This window comes from Bacillus sp. AFS037270 (genome assembly GCF_002585305.1).
The window spans coordinates 192,387-213,487 of the sequence record NZ_NUNF01000032.1 but is presented as its reverse complement, the minus strand read 5'-3'; the positions used below and the strand labels follow the sequence as shown (position 1 = coordinate 213,487).

Below are 21,101 nucleotides of genomic sequence, written 5' to 3'. Positions count from 1 at the left end.
CTCGAAGTCGAAATTTATACCAACTTTTAAATAAGAAAAATCCCTCTGTCGCACACGCACAGAGGGATTTTTCTTATTCAAATAACGGACTTACTGCTTTTTCATTATGAATCCGTTCAACAGCTTCCGCTAACAATGGGGCAACGGATAAAGTGGTGATTTTATCGATTCGCTGCTCCTCCGGCATTTGAATCGTATTGGTTACGACTAATTCTTTAATTGGAGAAGACTCAATCTTACTAATCGCATCCGCAGAGAATACAGGATGAGTACAGCATGCATAAACCGTCTCTGCTCCTCTCTCCATTAGAGCATTAGCAGCCAAAGTAATAGTTCCACCCGTATTAATTAAATCATCGACAATAATCGCATTTTTACCCTCGATATTCCCAATAACATTCATGATCTCAGATTCCCCAGATTCTTCCTGTCTTCGATCAATTAAGGCAATTGGAGCATCTAAAATACTCGCTAATTTTCTAGCTCGAATAACGGCACCATTATGAGGAGCAACTACAACAACATCCTCTAAGCCTTTTTTCTCAAAATAATTTCCTAGGATTGGATTGGCTATAAGGTGATCAACCGGGATGTCAAAAAACCCCTGTACTTGCGGCGCATGAAGGTCCATTGTCAGGACTCTAGTAGTACCGGCTGTTTCTAAAAGTCTTGCAACTAATTTCGCTGTAATAGGCTCACGCGGTCTAGCTGTACGGTCTTGACGAGCATAGCCATAGTAAGGTATAACAACGTTGATCATACCGGCTGAAGCTCTTTTCAAAGCATCCACCATTACCAGAAGCTCCATAATATTGTCATTAATGGGTTGTGAAGTTGATTGCACCAAAAATACATCATTACCCCTAACACTTTCTTCAATATTAACTTGAATTTCACCATCACTAAATTGAGTGCTAGAGCTCTTTCCTAGTTCACAGCCCAAAAGCTTAGCCATCTCATTAGCTAACTCACGATTCGAATTTAATGAAAACATTTTAAAGCTCTTCTTCAGTTGATATGTCACCTTTGATCCCCCAAAATATGTTTATTGATTCAATATTAACGCATGTCCATTATCCTATTCTACATGAAGAAATGAAATCAGGGTAGATTTTGTACTTAAAAAAAATAGAAAAAACCAAGGGCACTGAAAAAAGACAGCACCCTTGGGCAAAACAAACTAAGTTTATTTCATTAAAGACACTGCTAATTCCGCTAGGATTTGAACTTGTTTCTCTGTGAAATCTTTTTCTCCTTTCGCTTTCACCTCATTGATAAAAGTTTGCATCTGTCCATTTCTAGCAACGTTATTTCCTTTTTCCTCTGATGCTTTGGCAGCAGCAAGTTTTGTTTTTAAAGAAGTGACAATATCGGTATTTCCGCCTGCTTCAGTTAGGAACTGGTCTGTTAAGTTTCCTAAATTATCATAGCTAACAAAAACAGTAATATTAATGGATTTGCTAGACTCGTTACCAGCCTTATCAGCAGCCTCTGCAATAAAGGAATGATTTCCTAATCCCAGTTCATAAGAAGGGGCGGATACATCCTTACAGGTAGAAGTTGCAATACCGGATAAAGGATCTAATGCTTCACATTTAACCGTGACTTGCTGGTCAACTCCAAACTCGGTGCCGTCTTTCACGGAGAAGTTGATTTCAGGTCCAGTTTGATCCAAATTAATGCTTACCGATTTCTTCGTCTCGATGTTTCCTGCCTTATCAATACTCCAGTACTGTAAAACATGCTTGCCGTCTTTTTCAATTTTTGCAGTTGTACCACTCTGTTGTGCCGCACCATTTAGTGAGTAATAAGTTGCGCCAACTCCAGAACCGAACTCATAGTCGTCAGCAGACAGATTGACGGTTACAGGATTATTGTACCAGCCGTCCTTTTCTTCGCCAACCACTTCATGCTCAGTTTCCGGGGCTGTAGCATCTTTTCTTTCGACCACATCAATACTTGGAACCGACGGTGGCGCCATACCTTCGCCGATGAAGAAGCTAGCATGCGGCGGCTGGTTATAACCGATATTTTGCCATGCAACGGATAGTCTATATTGTGGGTCATGCATCAAGGTGTATATTCTATGTTCGGTTTCTTCCGATGTCATATAAACGCGTAATGAGCTGCTATCCTCAGTCCTCCAAATAACCTCTTCTCTCCAGTCACCAAATAAGTCTGCCTGAAGCACAGGATTTCCCTTAGTTGAATTATTGGAGAGTGTTCCATCCGCGGTAAGCAGATTTACTAGTTTATTATTCTTATAATCCCATTTATCAATCGTACCCACACCCGTGCCTTTGTCTGCATCCCATTTATGGTCCACTAATTCACGTTGTAAGTCACCGTCCCACCAAATGGCGAAGTTGCTCGTTGGGATGTTTTCGGATATTTTTTCACCTTCTGCCGAATAAAGTCCACCAACACGACTGTTCCATTCACCAGAAATGGCCCATGCCTCTTCACCTTTATATCTAGGGTCGATGTCAGCTGTTAGACCACGGCCTGTATCCTGACCCGTTTTGACTCCCCAAAGGATTTGGCCAGTTTCCGCATCACGCATATCATAGCCATATGGGGCATCTGTATGTTCTTGGACTCCGAAAACTTCAAGTCCCGGACGATTTGGAATGAAATCCCCGACATGAAGTGCGTCGCCATGACCTAAACCAGTTGTATATAGGCCCTTTCCATCATCATCAACGACCATTTGACCGTAAACAATTTCATCCTTACCATCCTTATCAATATCTGCGACACTTAAAGTATGGTATCCCTGACCGGCATAATCGCCATTACCTTCATCATTGGAATCGAAAACCCATTGCTTTGTCAGCTTTCCATTTTTCCAAGTATAGGCAGCAAGAACAGTTCGTGTATAATAACCGCGTGCCATTATGATACTTGGATGTTCACCATCTAAATAAGCGACTCCAGCCAGGAAGCGGTCGACACGGTTCCCATAGGAATCTCCCCATGAGGAAACATCACCACGCGGCGGATCATAATCAGTTGTAGTCAATGCTTTTCCTGTTTCTCCTTCAAAAACAGTCAAATACTCAGAACCTTGGAGAACATAACCGGTGCTATTGCGATGATCCGCGTCTGCTCTGCCAATAACGGTTCCTTTTCCATCAATGGTTCCATCAGCTGTTTTAAAAACAACCTCCGCTTTTCCATCTCCATCAAAATCGTACACTAAGAATGGTGAATAGTGAGCCCCGGCACGAATATTTTTCCCTAAATCAATCCGCCACTTAAAGGTACCATCCATCTCATACGCATCCACATATACATTTCCAGTATAGCCTGATTGGGAATTATCCTTTGAATTGGAAGGATCCCATTTTAGAACTAATTCATATTGACCATCACCGTCTAAGTCCCCTACACTCGCATCATTTGCCCGATAGGTATAAGGATCACCGAGTGGTGTGACACCATCCTGTGGTTTTTTAAGCGGGATATCCATATAATTTTTATTCAGAACCTTAGTTTTTTCCTGTGATTTTCTTTCCTTACCATTTACAATTGCACGGATCTCATAAACAGAATCAGCCTTACCATCTTTATCTACATAGTTGGTGCTCGAAGTAATTGGCTTGTCATTAAATTTTTTACCGTCACGATAGACGTTAAAGCTAATGTCAGCAGGATCAGTACCAAGCATTCTCCAGCTTACATAGACTCCATCATCTGTTTTAACTGATACTGGTGCCCGGTCGATATCTTCCATTTGCCGCTTTAATACTGTTACTGCTGGGGTTTCAAGAATATCAGAGAGTTCCGAGATACCTCCTGCATTCACGGCTGCCACTTTATAAAAATAAGGAATCGTCGTCAAAACGGTTTCATCTTTATAAGAAACACCTTTCGATTTACCAATTAGTTGGTACGTGCCGTCCTGCTTTTTCGAACGATATACATTATAAGTAACCGCACCCTCAACTTGATCCCAGCTAAAAGTCAAATCATTTTTATTCACCTTTCCAACCTTAAGATTGCTAGGTTTGGCTGGTACTGGCTGCGATGGATCTATCATTCTTACATCTAGTGGCATGGAAGGGACTGTTTCAACATTGGCATTGTCAATCGTTGTTGCTGCATATTGATACTCTATACCTACATCAACCGTAGTATCTTTATAGGAATTGCTGTTAGTGCTGCCTAATAACACTAAATCCTTTGTACCGGCAATCTTACGGTAAACATTGTATTTTACCGCATCCTGGGCGCCTTTCCATGAGAGGGTTACAAACGGCTGGTTAACATCCAAAGACTGCTCTTCGACTTTTAGTTCTGATGGAGCCAGTAAAATCGGTGTAATATCCACACCGTTCACAATTCCTGTAGCACCGCCAAAGCTAAAATTCATCTGTCCATCCTTTACAGATACCTGTGAAACAATCTTAGTCGTATAGTTTTGTTTAGGGGCAGAAATCGTACCATAATCCTGGCCTTCAATCCCAAGAGTTGTTCTAGCACTGCCTGAGAAATCTCCCACATATACTTTTACAGCATAAAGCCCGTTAGGCAGATCGACATTAAATTTCCAGCCAACATTAAAGTAGCCTAGCCAATCGCGAAGCAGATCTCCCCCGGTACCTCGGTCCCGTCCGATCATTCCAGTAGGATCGACGATTCCATAGCCTTTTTCTTTTGTATATTTAGTAGAAAGGTTTACTCCAGTATAACCTTCCGCAATCGGATTACCGGCTAAGCCGAAGTCGTATTTTAATGTTGCTGTTTTGGTAGTCACCTGTACAGCTTCTGATTTTTCCGATTCACCTTTTCCATTCACCGCAGATACAACTAAATCATAGGTTTTTCCTTCTTCCATTCCTGTCACATTTAATCGAGGAATGGTGGAAGTGCCGATTAACGAATATTCACTTGCAGTGGATAGCTTGCGATATACCTTATAAATATCTGTATCTTCAACCGCGTTCCAGGTTAACAATGCTCCGGCATTACTTATGCTACTTGCAACCAATTTGCTAGGTTTAGCAGGTACATTAGCAGGAGGTTCAATCCCGGTTACATAAGAAGATAAAGAAATATCCAGTTTTTTCACTTCTTCCGAAATTAACCGGGCCATTTGGATGGCTCCATATTCTTGGAAGTGCGTATTATCTTGAGATCCATTTGGAAATGCAGTATAGATCCCTGAATCTAGATGAAGGAAAACGGAAAGCGAGCCTTCAGGACCAATGGAATCATAGTACGCTACGCTTCGAGCACTTAAATCCACCAGATCAACGTTCAGTTCTTCCGCTACTTCCTTCATACCCTGTACATATTCAGGGAAACTGACGTTAAACTTACCAGTGTCTGGATTAAAGTCACGTCTTCCCATAGGCGTCACAAGAATCGGAATCGCACCGCGCTGCCGAGCACCGTTAATATAAGTTTTTAGATAATTTTTATAATCTGGAACCGATGCATAGCGCTCTGGCACACTAATGGTCGCATCATTATGTCCAAACTGGATAAAAAAATAATCGTTTGGTTTGATTTCTCTTAAAACCGTATCCAATCTGCCCTCATTAATGAAGGTTTTGGTGCTTCGGCCTCCAATGGCATGGTTTTTAAATGTGATATCAGAGCTGAAAAAACGGGAAATCATTTGTCCCCATCCTGCTTGAGGTCTCCAATATTCATCATAGGTTTGGACCGTTGAGTCCCCCGCTATGTAAACCGTTGGAAGTTCTCCGGCCGTTCTTTCCGGAAGTTTTTCAATAGTCAAACCATTTAGTTTTGGATTCGTTCCTGTAAAATCGATGTTTAATTGACCATCCACGAGAGCAATATCAAAGCTGCGTTCCATATATTCGCCGGCTGCCATCGTCGCATTTTGAACCTTTTGAATATTTTCTGCCTTAATCCCGACTTCCGTTCCTTCCTGTTCATCTCCTGCAACAACAGTAACCGTATAATCTCCGTTTGGAAGATCGATGTTAAATGACGTTTCCTTTGTGGTAATAAAGTCAGACTTTACCTCATCCCCTGTGTTTCTGTCGAATGAAGATACCATAGAGGGATCGGCAAAGCCATACCCCTTTTCAGCCGAATAGGCAGTCTCTGAAGAAACTTGAATGTAACCTTCTTTCACTGGACTAGAAGGTGTTCCAAAATCAAACTTTTTCAATAATGTGGTTTCTGCTGCTGATACTTGCAGAGCAGCAGCTGGGATAAGTGCCAATATCAGTAAAAAACTAAGGATAATGGCCATCATCCTTTTCATTTCATTTCTTTTGATAGTCAACTAGTTTCCTCCTTTTCTCCCTTTCAAGACTAGTGTTAATGCATTCACTCAATCAATCATCTACCTCCTTTTTTCTGGCAGCGCTTCCAATAGTTATCTTACAACTAACTTTTTCCTTCTGAATATACAAAATTCAGACTATTCAGTTTAAAAATCAGTGGTCCAAATAAAAATAAGTACATACTACTAGTTTCAGCTAGTCTTTTTATCCTGCTTCCAGACGCAAAAAGCCAAGGTAGTTGTTTCTACCCTGGCTCATTTCCATCAAGACTTTGCCGTTAATATCGACATAAATTCGTCGCCGGTGATGGTTTCTTTTTCTAACAGATATTTAGTCAATTCATGCAGTTTATCTTTATTTTCCTCTAAAATTTGAATCGCTTTTTGGTGACAAGATTTAATAATCTTAAGGATCTCAGCATCCACTTTGGCTGCGGTTTCCGCTGATACCATTAACGAAGTGTCTCCGCCTAAATACGGGTTATTGACAGTTTCTAGTGCCATCATATCAAACTCATCACTCATACCAAATCTAGTAACCATCGCTCTGGCAATCTTGGTTGCTTGCTCAATATCATTGGAAGCTCCTGATGTGACCGTTTTAAAAATTATTTCCTCAGCGGCACGTCCTCCCATATAAGTAGTGATTTTATCCAAGGCCTGCTCTTTCGACATCAAGACCGTTTCCTGCTCATCTACCTGCATGGTATAACCTAAAGCACCAGACGTTCTTGGGATAATCGTTATTTTATGAACAGGTGCCGAGTGACTCTGTTTGGCCGCAACCAAGGCATGTCCGATTTCATGGTAAGAAATTGTTAATTTATCCTTCATCGAAATAACTGCATTTTTTCGCTGATAACCGGCAATGACCACTTCAACAGACTCTTCCAAATCATTTTGAGTTACCTTATTCCGGCCTAGTCTCACGGCTCTTAAGGCAGCCTCGTTGATAATATTAGCTAAATCTGCACCAGATGCTCCTGATGTCGCCCTAGCAATCACATTAAAATCGACATCGTCAGTCAATTTCACCTTAGCAGCATGAACGTTAAGGATTGATTCACGACCTTTTAAGTCAGGCAATTCAACCGGTACTCTTCGATCAAATCGGCCAGGTCTTAATAGCGCCTTATCAAGCGTTTCCGGTCTATTCGTTGCGGCTAGAATAACGACACCTTTATCGGCATCAAATCCATCCATTTCTGTTAACAGCTGGTTCAAGGTTTGTTCCCGTTCATCGTTTCCACCGGCCATACCGGAATTACGGCTTTTCCCGATTGCATCTATTTCATCAATAAACACAATACATGGGGCTTTTTCTTGGGCTTGTTTAAATAAATCTCTTACTCTAGCAGCCCCCATTCCGACAAACATCTCGACAAATTCAGAACCCGACATTGAGAAGAATGGAACCTTAGATTCCCCTGCAACAGCCTTGGCGAGGAGTGTTTTACCTGTTCCTGGAGGTCCTACTAACAGCGCTCCCTTTGGAATATTCGCTCCAATTTCTTTATATTTTTTTGGATTATGAAGGAAGTCAACGATTTCCTGAAGCGCCTCTTTCGCTTCATCCTGCCCAGCGACATCTTTAAATGTGATACCTGTTTCAGTTTCAACATACACTTTGGCATTGCTTTTTCCGAAGGATAAAGGGCCGCCTCCGCCCATCATCTTCCCTTGCATTTTCTTCATTAACCATTGTCCAATCGCAATAAAAATGACGAATGGAAGAATCCAAGACAGGATGAAATTTAACAGTGGCGAAGTTTCTTTTGGAATAACTTTTGTAAATTTGACATCTGCATTATGCAAACGATCCACTAATTGAGGGTCTTCAATCGTCCCTGTTTTATATAGCTTTGAAGCGGTGGATTTAAACGTAATCGTGTTATCTTCAATTTCGACCTGTTTCACTTTGCCTTGGTCCACCATGGTTAAGAAGGTACCATAATCGACTTCCTTTACCGAGTGGTTCGTGATCAATGGAAAAATGAATGAATTTAGTAGCAGTATGATGACAATTGTTATTCCATAATAAAATATCAGTGGCTTCTTTGGTGGTTTTACTTGTTTCACGTTTGTTCCTCCATTATGAATCTTTCCGGATTAGTCCACTTTTTAGAAGATTCATTTCCATTTTATAATTAGCCAAAGCTTCTTGATTCGATAGATCCTTGGCAAACTTTTCAACGACATTTCTTAGTGTGATGGTAAAGACGATTTGCAAGAGATGAAACAATTCCTTTTGATTGGAAATATTCAAGTTATTCATATTAAGATTAGTAAGAAAATCACTTAAATTTCCACTATGTTCTTGGCCCCTAAAGATTTTTGAAAAAGATAACTCGATTTTATAGGTCATGTTTAAGAACGCATTTTTTAAAAAATGAACATCCTCTTCTTCCATAATAATATGCTGATAGAACTCAATCATAGTTGGAAATAAATCCCCGTCATATTTTTTTAGCAAAATAATAAAGTTATTCCGAATATGAATGACTAGATCATTTAATAGAAAGAAAAAGGCATCTTCTTTATCTTCAAAATATTGATAAAAGCTGCCGCGTGGAATATTGGCAGATTTCACGATATTGGAGATAGAAGCATCATATAACGGAACTCTTGAAAACTCTTTTCTCATTGCCGCAATCAGGGTCTGTTTTTTTTCTTCTGGTAAATTAATAAAGGTGATTTTGGGCAAAGGCTACTCCTCCAATCTTAACCACAATTTATAAATAAATCATTTTTTATGACAAACTGTCACTATGAAACTATTGTATATGACAAAGTGTCACTTGTCAACGAATGAGAATGACGCTTTGTCATAAGCAAGAAAAAATAAGTATTTCAATATAAACGAATTTTACCTATTTTCTAAAAATTTGTTGTTTTAATTGGATATTATTGATACTATTATTTTCGTTAAAAAATTTATTGACAGGGGGTTATAAAAATGGGCAAAAAGTCCATCATTGTTTTACTATCCATTGTACCGTTTATTTTCATGCTAGCGGCAATTCCATTTGTTAACCGAATCCAACCAATTATTTTTGGACTACCTTTCCTGGCGTTTTGGTTATTTTTCGGAATGCTAATCACTCCTTTATGTACCTTTACCATTTACAAATTACAAAAATCAGAAAGAAGTGCTGAGTAATGCAGGGAAATCTTACAGCTTTGTTAATCACAGGAATCATTGTTTTAGGGGTTGTCTTAATCGGTTTTTTATCAGGGAGAGATAAAACGAACAGGAGCTCGGTCGAAGAATGGTCTGTTGGCGGAAGACGGTTTGGGACCTTACTCGTTTGGTTTTTAGTCGGCGCCGACCTTTATACAGCTTATACCTTTTTAGGTTTAACTAGTACGGCTTATACTGGCGGAAGTCTTGCTTTCTTCGCCATTCCTTATACCATTATCGCATACTTTATTTCTTATTTTTTCCTTCCTAAACTCTGGAAGTTTTCAAAGAATCATAAAATCACAACTCTAGCCGATTATGCGAAGGTGCGTTTTAATAGTAAGTTTTTATCCTTCTTAATCGCTGCTGTAGGTGTGTTAATGCTCATTCCTTACATAGATTTGCAATTAGCAGGGATTCAAGATACGTTAACGGTTGCTGGAACTGGCTTCATCAATGTAAAAGTTGTCGTCATTGTTTCTTTCCTTTTAGTAGCACTATTTACATTTTTCAGTGGGATTAAGGGTCCAACCTATACGGCCGTTATTAAAGACATTTTAGTTTGGGTTATCATGTTATTCCTAGTCGTCAATCTTCCTATTATTCATTTTGGAAGCTGGGGAGCGATGATTGATAAGGTTTCGACCGATTCACCACAGCTCTTAACTATCCCTACATCAGGTCCTAAAGGCATTCCATGGTTTTTAACGGCTTCACTAGTATCAGGGCTTGCCTTATTTATGTGGGCCCATGCGGCCACTGGTGTATTTACTGCAAAAAGTGCGGATGCACTTCGGAAAAATGCTGTATTTCTACCATTATATAATATCGTTTTAATCCTGCTGATTTTCCTTGGCTTTGTAGCATTTCATGTACTACCAGAGGGCACGAACCCAAGGTTTGCTCTATTAAATTTGATTCAGGTTTCTTATGGAGGCGTCGTCCAAGGTTTAGCTTATTCAACGATTGCCCTTGCCTCTCTGATTCCTTGTTCCATTATGGCAATCGGGGCTTCGAATCTGTTTGCCAATAACATCTACCGTGATTTAATTAATCCGAACGTCCAGCCGGCAAAACTTACTTTAGTCACTCGTTGTATGGTGTTTGTAGTTATTGGACTAGCATTAGTGTTTGGAATGGTGTTCCCTTCCGCACTCGTATCGCTGCAATTACTAGGGGTATCCGGTATGGTGCAAATCTTCCCAGCAATTGTGTTTAGTCTTTTTTGGAAAAAGCAAACCAAAGAAGCCACTACAGCAGGGTTATTAGTTGGTTTAGTAGTTACCTTCACTGTTTATGCGACTGGAAAGTCTTTCGGAATCTATGAAGGATTCTGGGGATTGTTGGCCAATGTAGTTGTAACAGTTGTGCTTAATCCGATGTTTGTATCTAGGATTAAAAATAACCCAATTCTAGAACAGTTATTTGGTCAACAGCAAAATCATTTGAAGAAGGGCGCTTAACATCGAAAAAGACCTTTTCTTTTCTTGACAGAAAAGTTAGGTCTTTTTTAGGTTTACTGTTTGTTAACTATACTCTATTTCATCTTCTCTATCGGAATTGGATGCATATATAACAAAAATAAGATCCAAATGATAGATAACCCCCATGCCAATAGGGGGTTTTTAAAGTGTATTCTAAACATGATAAACATAACAATATCAAATAAAACTGACCATGTCATTGTCCAGCCATGATAATGATTGATTAAATCCAAATAACGTAGATTTATGTACTCTAATATTGAATAAAGAAAAATCCAAAAGGTTACCCACCCAACTTGTTTCCATTTCGATAGCGGATAACGTCCTAAATAAAGAAAGATCGTCGATGGATAGCCAATGAACATGATCATGATGCTAATAATCGTGTGATTCTTGAGGTTGTTTTTTGCAAACATGGTCTCTTGATAAGTCCATAACCAGTAGTTATAAAATAAAAAGTTTTTCAAAAGGTCACCGACAATAAAAAATAAAATGGTTGAATAATAAAGACGCCATCTTCTCCAATCACCCCATATAATTGCAGCCAACAGGAAAATTGCTACATAAACGATGAGCATTCATTACACTCCGGTATTTTTTATCTCTAGTTTTTCCTATTATTTCAATAGCATGTGGGAAGATTACTCTTATTTTAAAAGATTTCCTTATTGACCTTTTATTGAGGACAAATTGTCTCTCGTTCTACACCTTCTTGTCCGCTTGAAACCTTCTTGAGGACAAGACCTCTGATTCCCCATCTTTTTTGTCCGCATGGTGAAACACACTAGCCACGAATTACTCTGATTTTCCAATCGCACCCGCCACATCATAAAGACTAAAATCTAATTCTGTTGGCTTCCCTAAGACATGCTTAGCTAACTCAGCTCCGATGTACGGACCGCTCGTAAGCCCCGAGGCACCTAGTCCGTTTGCGACATAGATCCCTTCGAAATCAGGCAATGCCCCTACCACAGGCAAAAAGCCTGGCGTAAAAGGGCGGAACCCTACTCGCGTTTCAACATAAGTACCATCTAAAAGGCCTGGTGCCACTTCCAAAGCTTTATTCAAAATCTCATGTATGCCGCCTGCGGTTACGCGGTTATCAAAGCCAGCCTCATTTTCATGGGTGGAACCCACGACGACACGTCCATCCTCAAAAGTAAGGAGATATTGATTTGTAACCGGCATTACCACTGGCCATAAACCAGTATCCTCGTTTGGCAATTCAAGATGAATGATTTGTGCCTTTTGCGGCTTCACTAAAAACTCAACCCCTAACGGCTGTAACAGCTCTTTAGACCAAGCCCCTCCAGTTACAATTACCTGGTCGGCAGGCAAAAAGGTGCCCTCCATGTTAACCCCAACAATCCGATTTCCCTCACAAACAATAGCAGCGTTTCCTTTAATAAATGTAGTTCCATTTTTTTGTGCAGCACTCATCAAGGCGTCACGGATCGCTCTGCCATCAACGCGGGCCCCCCCGCTTACAAATACAGATCCATATTCTTCCGATAACGGCGGGAATAAACTCTTTGTTTCAGAAGGACTCAAAATGGTAATTTCGCCAATTTCAGGCGCATCCTCCCGCCGTTTTCTTGCTCGCTCAGCCATTTTTTCAAGTTTTTCAGGATCAGTATGAAGACTAATTGCGCCGACACGCTTATAACCTGTTTTTGTTTCTCCATCTGCTTCTAATTGAGCAACTAACTCGGGATAATAGCGGGCTCCACCTTTTGCCATCTGATACCAGGCTTTATTCCTCCGTTGTGAGAGCCATGGACAAACAATTCCCGCTGCCGCATCGGTGGCTTGGCCCGGGTCATGCCGGTCTATTAAAACAACTTCTGCGCCATACTTGGCAAGATGATAAGCTGTTGATGCTCCCAGAATTCCCGCACCTATTACTATAATTTTTTTCATAAGTCACCTTTTAAGTATTTTTTCAATATGTATTTTCAAATTTAATAGTAACAAAAATAGCTAATAGTAGGAAACCTTGTTGTTAATCTGATATCGAATAATAATATCTACCTCGGTAAAACTATTCTTGTGGTACATACTTAGATTTAAATAAGAGGATGTTCAATGAAATCAAAGTAGCAATTAAAAAAGCAAATGGAAAATAAAACGGTTTTGATTTGGAAAATGGGGGCTGCCTCTGCACTATCATGGGAGATTGCCAAATTAGAAGGTTCTAACCATCCATACTTGGCTCCTATTTCGGTTATTCTTTGTTTACAAACAATGTCAATTAATAGAAAAAATAAAGCAAAATAAAAACGAGGGCTGACCCATCACTTTTACGCTTAAAAGCTGTGTGGGTCGGACCTCGGTTAAACTCCTCTTTTATTTCCCCATAATAACGTATGCAGCTGCGGTAGAACTTTTACATCATTAAGGTCTGAGTCAAGCATCACCTTATCAATAAGGCGTTCATATTGATTTAATAGGTGCAATAGGAGCTCCTTATTGTCTGGGGTTGTGATATCATTATTCCCAACCTGCACAAAGAATGGAACGCCAGGGTAGCGGAGGTGAATATTTCTTGCATACTCATAATCTTGATCATCAAAGATGACTACTTTTAAGCTCACATTACTTTCTTTCAGGTTATCAATAATCATATCTAATACTTGAAAATCAGTTACCATTTTGGAGCTTGGCGGTTTCGGTGAAATCGTTAATTCATCAATCTTATAAAACCAATCCTGCCACTTACTCCCTTGAGTTTCCAACCCAATTTTAATATGATGATCCTTCAAAATATCGATCAATGTATCGAGATTTTTTAAAAGAGCAGGATTACCTCCAGAAATAGTAACAAAAGAGAAATTATTACCGCCAATTTGTTTTAATTCGGTCCATATCTCTTCTGCTTCCATCATCCGGATATCATCTTTTCCCGAGCCATCCCATGTAAATGCAGAATCACACCAGCTGCAAGAATAATCGCATCCAGCGGTTCTGACAAACATCGTTTTTTGTCCAATGACCATCCCTTCACCTTGAATGGTAGGCCCGAATACTTCCATTACGGGAATTTTACTCATTTTCCATCCACTCCCGTCTTGCTTCAGCATAGCTTGTTGGTGTCTCAAATAAACGGACAAACTCTACCCTTGCCCCTGCATATTTTTCTTGTCGTTCTGCTTGCTTTAAGGCCTCAGCCATTTTCTCGTATATCCATACCACCATGTTTTCAGCGGTTGTATTCATCGGGGGTAAGGTTTCATTTAGATAACGGTGATCAAGGTGGATCTCAATTTCATTTTTCCAAATTTCTTTAATATCGCCGAAATCCATCATCAGGCCTCGCTCATCTACAAAACCGCTTAACCCAAAAATTACTTTATAGGTATGACCATGGAGGTTTTTGCATTTTCCTTCATAGCAATGCAAATGGTGTGCGGCATCAAAAGTGAATTCTTTACTGACCATTACCCTTTTGTGATGGTATTTTAATTGGTTCGGCTGGATATCCTCATTAATTTTTTGAAGTTTATCGACAATGCGGAAACCATACATTTTTTATAACGCCTCTCTTGTTGATAAATATTTCTCAAGGCCCTTTTTTCGTAATAGACAGGAAGGACATTCCCCGCAGCCGTCGGCAATGATTCCGTTGTAACAAGTTAGGGTTTTTTCTCTTACAAAATCCAAGGCATCGAGTTCATCGGCAAGCTGCCAAGTTTCAGCCTTATCCAGCCACATTAACGGAGTATGAATGACAAATTCCTTATCCATCGACAGGTTTAGGGTCACGTTTAACGATTTTATAAAAATGTCACGGCAATCTGGGTAACCACTAAAATCCGTTTCACACACACCGGTTACAAGGTGTTTAGCTCCAACCTGGCTCGCCAGAACACCTGCAAATGAGATGAATAAAAGATTCCGTCCAGGAACGAAGGTTGAAGGAAGCTCGCCATCCTCGCCCTCTTTCACCTCGATGTCATTCCGGGTTAATGCGTTTGGTGCCAATTGGTTTAATAAAGACATATCTAAAATATGGTGCCTGACACCAAGTTCATTCGCTATATTTTTGGCACACTCAATTTCGAAAGAATGCCTTTGGTTATAATCAAAAGTAACAACTTCTACTTCTTTAAATTGTTTTAATGCCCAAAATAAACAAGTGGTGCTGTCTTGGCCGCCACTGAATACAACAACTGCTTTTTCATCCTTTAACATACTAAGGAAAACTCCTTTCAAATAGAAAAAACAGCACCCCAAGATAGAAGTACTGCTTCATCTTAGTTTTTTTAACGAGGGGGACTAGAACCTCTACCATAAAATTTCAATACTAGAATAATATCATAAAGAATTGAAAAAGGGTACCTACAGATGTTGTTTTTTTAATTCACAAAAATCTAAATTGGCTGTCAAAGAACCAATCATAGTTGTTGCTGCAGCCCCAACATGATTGGCAAACATAAGGTACTTTATTAATTGGGATTGATGAGTGGGCTTCCCCTTTTCGTGAAAGCAGTATAAAAGTGCCGACATAAAAGCATCACCCGCACCAGTGGTATCAACCGCTTCGACTTTCGGAGCTGGCAAGAATACCTTGTTACCATTCATCACAGCGTAAGCACCTTTAGCCCCCATTGTAACAAATAGGAAAGGAATTTTCCAAACTGATAATGCTTCTAATCCGGCCTCAAAGGAATTGGTTTCAGTCAAAAAATATAACTCATCCTCCGCAATTTTTACAAGATCGGCTTTTTTAAGAAAGGAAATTATCGTTTGGCGGCATTGTTCCTCACTCTCCCAACGTTTTAAGCGTATATTCGTATCAAACGCGATCAAATTACCGCAGTCCTTTGCATATATTAATGAAGTTTCTGTTGCCTCTTTCGCTTTTACGTGGAAAAGAGTTCCTGAACCGAAATAAAAAACCTTCGCCTGTTCAAAAACTTCTTTCTTAATATCATTTGCTGCTAATACTTCATCTGGTGTTTCGTTTATGTATGAGTGAAAATAACGCTCGCCGCTTTCATTTGTATGAACATAGACACCACAAACTTTTTTACTTGCCGTTTGAACAGAGAAATCAGTATTAATGCCCTCTTTCGTTAATTCTTGCTCGACAAATGTGCTGATTTTATCCTTACCTAATTTACACAAATAATAGGTAAGAATTCCAAGCCTGCTAGTACCCACTGCTACATTAACAGTTGCCCCTCCCAACAGTGGCTGGAATTTCGTATTTGTGGAATCGACTGATACATAGTCGACAAATGCATCGCCTAGTGAAATGACTCCTTGTTTTTTCAAAATAATCCTCCTTAAAAAATGTACAGAAACACCTGTTGTTTGGAACCGTTTATGTAAAATCTCTACTGCCTAAGCTCAAAAGTAGAGTCTCGAATAACTAGTTCCGGATGTAAAATAATATGTTCCTTGGGGCGATCAATTTCCAAAATTCTCTTATGTAAAAGGCTGGCAGCATTCGAACCAATTTGATTGGCACGTGACGATACAGTCGTTAAGGGTGGATTAGTTATACTAGCTTCAGGTATATCATCAAAACCAACAACCGCTATATCCTTTCCAGGTACAATATCTAACTCCCTTAATCCTTCCATAACCCCAAGCGCGACTATATCATTAAAACAAAAGATTGCCGTTGGCTGTGAGCCTAGTTTGAACAGCTCCTTAACACCTAATGCCCCGCCATCTCTTGTGGGGGCTGTACTAATGAGCATCGAAGGTTCCACTTCTATACCCGCTGATTGAAACGCCTGTTTTAATCCTTCTACTCTTTGCTGCCTGGCAGTGGATTCCCTGCGGCCGCCAACAAAGGCGATACGTTGATGTCCGTTGTTAATTAAGTGATTTACAGCCAATTGTGACCCGATTAAATAATCAATCCCGACGTAATCACACTCGACATCCGCAATTTCCCTTACAGCATGAACAATGGGGATATCCAACTTAATTATTTTTTCAATCGGTTCCTTTGAACTTCCTGAAACAGGACATAAAATAATCCCGTCTACGCGATGTTCTAGCATGGTGGAGAGAAGGCGAACCTGTTTTTCCTCTGAATCAAAGGTAGTCCCTAATAGCACGGTATACCCTTCAGCTTCTAACGTCGTACTTACTCCTTTTAACAAATCAGAAAAATATGTATTGGCGATATCAGTAAAGATTACACCTACTGTGGACGAGCGCTTTGAACGTAGATTAGCCGCAACACGGTCGTATACATACCCTAGTTCATCCATCGATTCTAACACTTTTTTTCGTGTCTTTTCAGAAACATTCGGACTATTCCTCACGATAAGCGAAGCCGTTGCGCGAGAAACACCCGCATGTTCAGCGACATCTTTTAATGTGACTCTCAAACGATTTTTTTGTTTCATATAACCACCCTAAAAATACTTACTTGTTTTAATTATATATGAATCCGTCGAAACAAAAAAATTACCTGCCCCATTAAAGGAACAGGTATTGATTTTTTATGAATTAAACGAGCAATCCACCTTGTTTAATATATTTTAAAATACCTTCAGCTGCACGATAAGATAGAGCACCTAATGTACCTGTTGGATTGAAATTACTGTTATGAGGAAATGCAGAAGAACCAGCAACAAATACATTTTCCGCATCCCACATTTGTAAATACGTATTAACGGCAGAAGTTTCAGGATTTGTCCCCATGATAACTCCCCCTGTATTATGCGTATTGGTATCTTTATTTACGTTAAAAGGCGCCTGTTCTTCAGATGTTTCCATAATATCAGCGCCGAACTCTTTGGCAATTTTTTTCGTGATTTTTGCCATATATTTGACCATTTCTTTATCTTGTTCTGTATAGTCATAAGTCATCCGTAATAAAGGCATACCATATGCGTCTTTATATGTAGGATCTAGATCAAGATAATTGTCTTTGTGCGGCATACTGGCTGCTTGTACCTTGACAGGGAAGGTGCTGTTTGCATATTTAATTGATTGTTTCTTAAATTCATCCCCCCATGCAGGAGTTCCTTTTGGAACGGTATTATTCGCAATTGGACGGTTTCCATATTGAGTTACACGAACACAGCCTCCATGAATGAAGTTTTCATTTGTATGGTCAAAATTATCCCCTGAGAAATCAGGAATCTCCATTCCTAGTGCTCCAGCCCCACCATACAAGTTAAATTCTTTATCATTAAAGAATAAGGTAGTGGCTCCTCCCGTCACTTGATAGCAATAGTTTTTACCAACTACACCTTTACCTGTTTCCGGATTATATGGCTTCCCAAGACCCGAATTCAATAACAATCTTACATTATTAAAAACGTAGCTTGCTACAACGACTACTTCAGCAGGCTGCTCAAATTCTTCACCAGTGATGGTATTCACATAAAGAACACCCGTAGCTTTTTTCCCATCGTTTAAGATCCGAATAACATTTGAATGTGTTCTTAAATCAAGGTTCCCAGTTTGTTTGGCAACAGGGATAACGGTTACGGCTGGATCTGCTTTTGCGCCATATTCACAACCGAAGTTTTCACAGTAGGCGCAATATTGACAGGCACCACGTTGAATGCCATCAGGATTTTTATACGACTCTGATAGATTAGAAGAAGGAATGACATAAGGGCTGTAGCCAAGTTTTTTTGTTACCTTTTCAAATTCCTTCATAATAGGTGTTTTAAGCATTGGACCAGTTGGATATGGGTTTGTCCGCTTTCCATATTTCTCAACGGTCTCACCTGAAATACCTGCCATTTTTTCAAATTTATCGTAATAGGGTTCAATCTCGTCGTACGTGATACCCCAGTCTTGAATGAGATACTCAGGCTTCACTTTATTAGGACCATATTTTTTTTCGGTTAATGTCTTAATTTCAAAATCATATGGCAAGAAACGATACGTTTGGCCGTTCCAGTGACTGCCAGCGCCGCCAACACCGTCTCCGACAATAAAAGTCCCGTAACTGCGCATCGGAAGTGCTGTCATGTTTTTATTATTACGTGAAGTAATCGTTTCTTTTGATAAGTCCTGCATCAATTCCGTCCGATGCTGATAACGGAGTTCATCATGTCCCATTAAATAATCGCTTGTTGTTCGATCTTTTCCTCGTTCAATTCCAACAACTTTTACGCCAGCTTTTGTTAATTCCGAGGCGATTATTCCGCCTGCCCAACCCATGCCAACTATTACTACTGGCACTTTAGGAAGTTTTGTAGCCATTTATCGTCATTCCTTTCTTTCATCAATGACCCATATGGTCATGTAAACTGTGTGGAGTCATTTCTACGAATTTATCACTTTGTATTTCTTTGGTATATCCCATTTGAGCGCCTGGATATTTCCGCATTTTCCAACCTAACATGTCTTTATTGCCACCATACATTGGATCTGCATAAGCACCTTCAATGGTTAACGTACGAAGCATTTTGAAAAAAGCGGTGGTCGAAACACCAGAAAGACCAGCCTTTCCACTCTCAAAATCTACTAATATATCATCCTGTTCTTTTGCTTCTAATTCAGTGAATTTCTTTTTATATTTTTTATTACTATACTCATCTAATCCATTTAAGCCTAATAGGAATAAATCCTTACGGAGAATCCGTAATTGTGCGCCTTGTTTTTCATCTGGTGTTTTAAATGGTCCCATCATGTAATCCTTCGCATTAACTCCCCATGGACTGGCAAGCTGATGGTCAATATATATCGCAACATTTAAGTCCTTTGCTCCTGGTCCCGTTTCATTTTTCGGAAAAATCCGTTCAGCCGCGGCTGCCGTTGTCTGATATTGATTTTGATTAAAAAACATCAGTGCTTCATTTGGATTAGCTGCCATCTCTTGGACCGGGGCTGACGCTGGCTCCGCTTTAGAGGATGGTTTCATTCCGAATAGACTTCCGACAGCTCCACCAACAATCAAACCGCCGACTGTTAATCCTGAATTTTTCATAAAGGTTCGTCTTGTTTTGTCCTGAACCCCATTTGATTTTTTCTCGTCATTTGACACAGAAAACCCCCCATTTCATTAAATAAAGTGAAAAAAATTGATTAACTTCTGATAATTAGATCGATCTAATAGATCGATCTAATTAAAAAGCAAAAAAATTATTTTTGCTTCTCCTTTTTACTGTCCACTTCAAATGGTTCTTTCACATCGTCAACGATCTCTCTAGTTGACTTCTTGAATTCACGAAGTGTATCCCCAACAGCTTTTCCAAGTTGAGGTAATTTAGATGGACCAAATAAAATTAAAGCTAATACTAAAATGATAATAAGTCCTGGAACACCGATTGAACTTAACAAAACAATTCCCCCTTTAAAAAATATCTGTTCGTTAATGGCTTGAAGCTCCAACTCTGAACGTGTCTTACGATTTACTAGATCGATCTAATTTAATAGATGACATTTTCACTTCATCCTCTGTTTTTCTTATATATCCACTTGGAACATAGAATACTAACCTCATAGAGAATCAGTAATGGCACGCTAAATATAAAATCTGAGATAAAATCAGGAGGCGTGATCGTGATTGCCAATAGTACCAGGACAAAGTAGGCTGCTTTTCTAATCTTTCGTAAAAACTGTGGATTAACCAAACCAATCTTCGTTAGAAATACAATGATAACAGGTAATTCAAACATGAGACTGACAGGTAGAATAATGCCAAACATCATCTTAAAATATTGATTGATTCCATACGTTTCTGTAGCGCCAATGGATTGGTTAATTGATGATAAGAATTGAATCATCATCGGGAATAACACAAAATAGCTAAACGATACTCCCAAAATAAATAAGAAAAACGTGATCGGGATGAAAACAAATACACCCTTTTTTTCCTCATCGGTTAATCCTGGCTTTACAAACAACCAAGTTTGGTGCAAAGCAGCTGGCAAGGATATTAATAAGGCCACAACAAGCGCACATTTAAAATAAATAGCAATTCCATCTGCGAATCCAAACACATTCCATTCAATTCTAACTGCGGATGGCTGTGATTTAATAAATTGTAAAATTGTTGGAGAGGCCATAAATCCTGCTATTAAGGAAACAGTTAAAATTACTAGTACGATAATGAGGCGCTTCCTTAATTCGGTTAGATGTGCTATCAGGAGTTGTTCTTGATCCTGTTGAATATTGGCCTGTTCCATAATAAATTTCTGAACACCCCTTTTTAAATAGATTAAAAACTTGTATAATTTATTTC

At 39.5% G+C, this 21,101-nt stretch carries 17 protein-coding genes and 1 pseudogene; 3 read left to right on the top strand and 15 right to left on the bottom strand.

Translation table 11 applies throughout. From position 1 onward, the window contains the following. Nucleotides 1–73: 73 nt before the first annotated feature. The 4 genes from COD92_RS16740 to COD92_RS16725 form a co-directional block, all read right to left on the bottom strand. On the bottom strand, nt 74–1,024 hold the full coding sequence (locus COD92_RS16740) for a ribose-phosphate diphosphokinase (protein WP_255295281.1): 951 nt from the start codon (nt 1,022–1,024) through the stop codon (nt 74–76). Nucleotides 1,025–1,186: 162 nt separating this feature from the next. Continuing rightward, nucleotides 1,187–6,265, bottom strand: a complete 5,079-nt coding sequence (locus COD92_RS33175; protein ID WP_480253480.1) for a rhamnogalacturonan lyase family protein — start codon at nt 6,263–6,265, stop codon at nt 1,187–1,189. Nucleotides 6,266–6,529: 264 nt separating this feature from the next. Then, the gene (ftsH, locus tag COD92_RS16730) at nt 6,530–8,344 is read right to left on the bottom strand and encodes an ATP-dependent zinc metalloprotease FtsH (RefSeq protein WP_098533759.1); all 1,815 of its coding nucleotides are present in this window, start codon (nt 8,342–8,344) and stop codon (nt 6,530–6,532) included. A 13-nt stretch (nt 8,345–8,357) separates the two neighbouring features. Further along, nucleotides 8,358–8,969 carry a TetR/AcrR family transcriptional regulator gene (locus tag COD92_RS16725; RefSeq protein WP_098533761.1) on the bottom strand — a complete coding sequence of 204 codons (612 nt, stop codon included), beginning with the start codon at nt 8,967–8,969 and terminating at the stop codon, nt 8,358–8,360. 252 nt (nt 8,970–9,221) lie between these two features. On the opposite strand from COD92_RS16725, the gene COD92_RS16720 reads away from it, so the two are divergent. Both COD92_RS16720 and COD92_RS16715 read left to right on the top strand, forming a co-directional pair. After that, on the top strand, nt 9,222–9,425 hold the full coding sequence (locus COD92_RS16720) for a DUF3311 domain-containing protein (RefSeq protein ID WP_098533763.1): 204 nt from the start codon (nt 9,222–9,224) through the stop codon (nt 9,423–9,425). Next, nucleotides 9,425–10,909 (top strand): sodium:solute symporter family protein, encoded by a 1,485-nt coding sequence (locus tag COD92_RS16715; protein WP_098533765.1) that lies wholly within the window; start codon nt 9,425–9,427, stop codon nt 10,907–10,909. The genes COD92_RS16720 and COD92_RS16715 overlap by 1 nt, the downstream gene beginning before the upstream one ends. Nucleotides 10,910–10,983: 74 nt before the next feature. Here COD92_RS16715 and COD92_RS16710 read toward each other — a convergent pair whose 3' ends face one another. Both COD92_RS16710 and COD92_RS16705 read right to left on the bottom strand, forming a co-directional pair. Then, a complete protein-coding gene (locus COD92_RS16710; protein ID WP_098533767.1) occupies nt 10,984–11,508 on the bottom strand; it encodes a CBO0543 family protein in 525 nt (174 codons plus the stop codon). A gap of 217 nt (nt 11,509–11,725) precedes the next feature. Continuing rightward, complete coding sequence (locus tag COD92_RS16705; protein WP_098533769.1) at nt 11,726–12,850, bottom strand: NAD(P)/FAD-dependent oxidoreductase; 1,125 nt, start codon at nt 12,848–12,850, stop codon at nt 11,726–11,728. 195 nt (nt 12,851–13,045) lie between these two features. Between COD92_RS16705 and COD92_RS32860 the strand changes: the two are divergent. Continuing rightward, nucleotides 13,046–13,171, top strand: a pseudogene (locus tag COD92_RS32860) (FUSC family protein); the annotation flags it as partial. A 92-nt stretch (nt 13,172–13,263) separates the two neighbouring features. Here the strand turns inward: COD92_RS32860 and queE are convergent. From queE to tatC, 9 genes are all read right to left on the bottom strand, one after another. Then, nucleotides 13,264–13,980, bottom strand: coding sequence for a 7-carboxy-7-deazaguanine synthase QueE (gene queE, locus COD92_RS16700; RefSeq protein WP_098533770.1), 717 nt, complete (start codon nt 13,978–13,980; stop codon nt 13,264–13,266). Further along, on the bottom strand, nt 13,973–14,455 hold the full coding sequence (gene queD / locus COD92_RS16695; RefSeq protein WP_098533772.1) for a 6-carboxytetrahydropterin synthase QueD: 483 nt from the start codon (nt 14,453–14,455) through the stop codon (nt 13,973–13,975). Before queD ends, queE begins: the two co-directional genes overlap by 8 nt. Nucleotides 14,456–14,458: 3 nt before the next feature. Beyond that, entirely contained in the window at nt 14,459–15,121 is a 663-nt protein-coding gene (gene queC, locus COD92_RS16690) for a 7-cyano-7-deazaguanine synthase QueC (RefSeq protein WP_098533774.1), read from the bottom strand. Nucleotides 15,122–15,268: 147 nt separating this feature from the next. Continuing rightward, a complete protein-coding gene (locus COD92_RS16685) occupies nt 15,269–16,207 on the bottom strand; it encodes a carbohydrate kinase family protein (protein ID WP_176541474.1) in 939 nt (312 codons plus the stop codon). Nucleotides 16,208–16,269: 62 nt separating this feature from the next. Beyond that, entirely contained in the window at nt 16,270–17,298 is a 1,029-nt protein-coding gene (locus tag COD92_RS16680) for a LacI family DNA-binding transcriptional regulator (RefSeq protein ID WP_098533778.1), read from the bottom strand. Between the two features lie 103 nt (nt 17,299–17,401). Then, nucleotides 17,402–19,117 carry a GMC family oxidoreductase gene (locus COD92_RS16675; protein WP_098533780.1) on the bottom strand — a complete coding sequence of 572 codons (1,716 nt, stop codon included), beginning with the start codon at nt 19,115–19,117 and terminating at the stop codon, nt 17,402–17,404. A gap of 22 nt (nt 19,118–19,139) precedes the next feature. Continuing rightward, a complete protein-coding gene (locus COD92_RS16670) occupies nt 19,140–19,901 on the bottom strand; it encodes a gluconate 2-dehydrogenase subunit 3 family protein (protein ID WP_255286859.1) in 762 nt (253 codons plus the stop codon). A 98-nt stretch (nt 19,902–19,999) separates the two neighbouring features. Beyond that, nucleotides 20,000–20,197, bottom strand: a complete 198-nt coding sequence (tatA, locus tag COD92_RS16665) for a twin-arginine translocase TatA/TatE family subunit (protein WP_098533782.1) — start codon at nt 20,195–20,197, stop codon at nt 20,000–20,002. A gap of 110 nt (nt 20,198–20,307) precedes the next feature. Next, the gene (gene tatC / locus COD92_RS16660; RefSeq protein ID WP_255286860.1) at nt 20,308–21,045 is read right to left on the bottom strand and encodes a twin-arginine translocase subunit TatC; all 738 of its coding nucleotides are present in this window, start codon (nt 21,043–21,045) and stop codon (nt 20,308–20,310) included. Nucleotides 21,046–21,101 lie beyond the last annotated feature (56 nt).

Bases quoted from the DNA above. Each gene is read 5' to 3' on its own strand.
- COD92_RS16720 (WP_098533763.1), top strand. From the start codon at position 9,222: ATGGGCAAAAAGTCCATCATTGTTTTACTATCCATTGTACCGTTTATT.
- COD92_RS16715 (WP_098533765.1), top strand. From the start codon at position 9,425: ATGCAGGGAAATCTTACAGCTTTGTTAATCACAGGAATCATTGTTTTA.
- COD92_RS16710 (WP_098533767.1), bottom strand. From the start codon at position 11,508: ATGCTCATCGTTTATGTAGCAATTTTCCTGTTGGCTGCAATTATATGG.
- COD92_RS16705 (WP_098533769.1), bottom strand. From the start codon at position 12,850: ATGAAAAAAATTATAGTAATAGGTGCGGGAATTCTGGGAGCATCAACA.
- queE (WP_098533770.1), bottom strand. From the start codon at position 13,980: ATGAGTAAAATTCCCGTAATGGAAGTATTCGGGCCTACCATTCAAGGT.
- queD (WP_098533772.1), bottom strand. From the start codon at position 14,455: ATGTATGGTTTCCGCATTGTCGATAAACTTCAAAAAATTAATGAGGAT.
- queC (WP_098533774.1), bottom strand. From the start codon at position 15,121: ATGTTAAAGGATGAAAAAGCAGTTGTTGTATTCAGTGGCGGCCAAGAC.
- COD92_RS16680 (WP_098533778.1), bottom strand. From the start codon at position 17,298: ATGAAACAAAAAAATCGTTTGAGAGTCACATTAAAAGATGTCGCTGAA.
- COD92_RS16675 (WP_098533780.1), bottom strand. From the start codon at position 19,117: ATGGCTACAAAACTTCCTAAAGTGCCAGTAGTAATAGTTGGCATGGGT.
- tatC (WP_255286860.1), bottom strand. From the start codon at position 21,045: ATGGAACAGGCCAATATTCAACAGGATCAAGAACAACTCCTGATAGCA.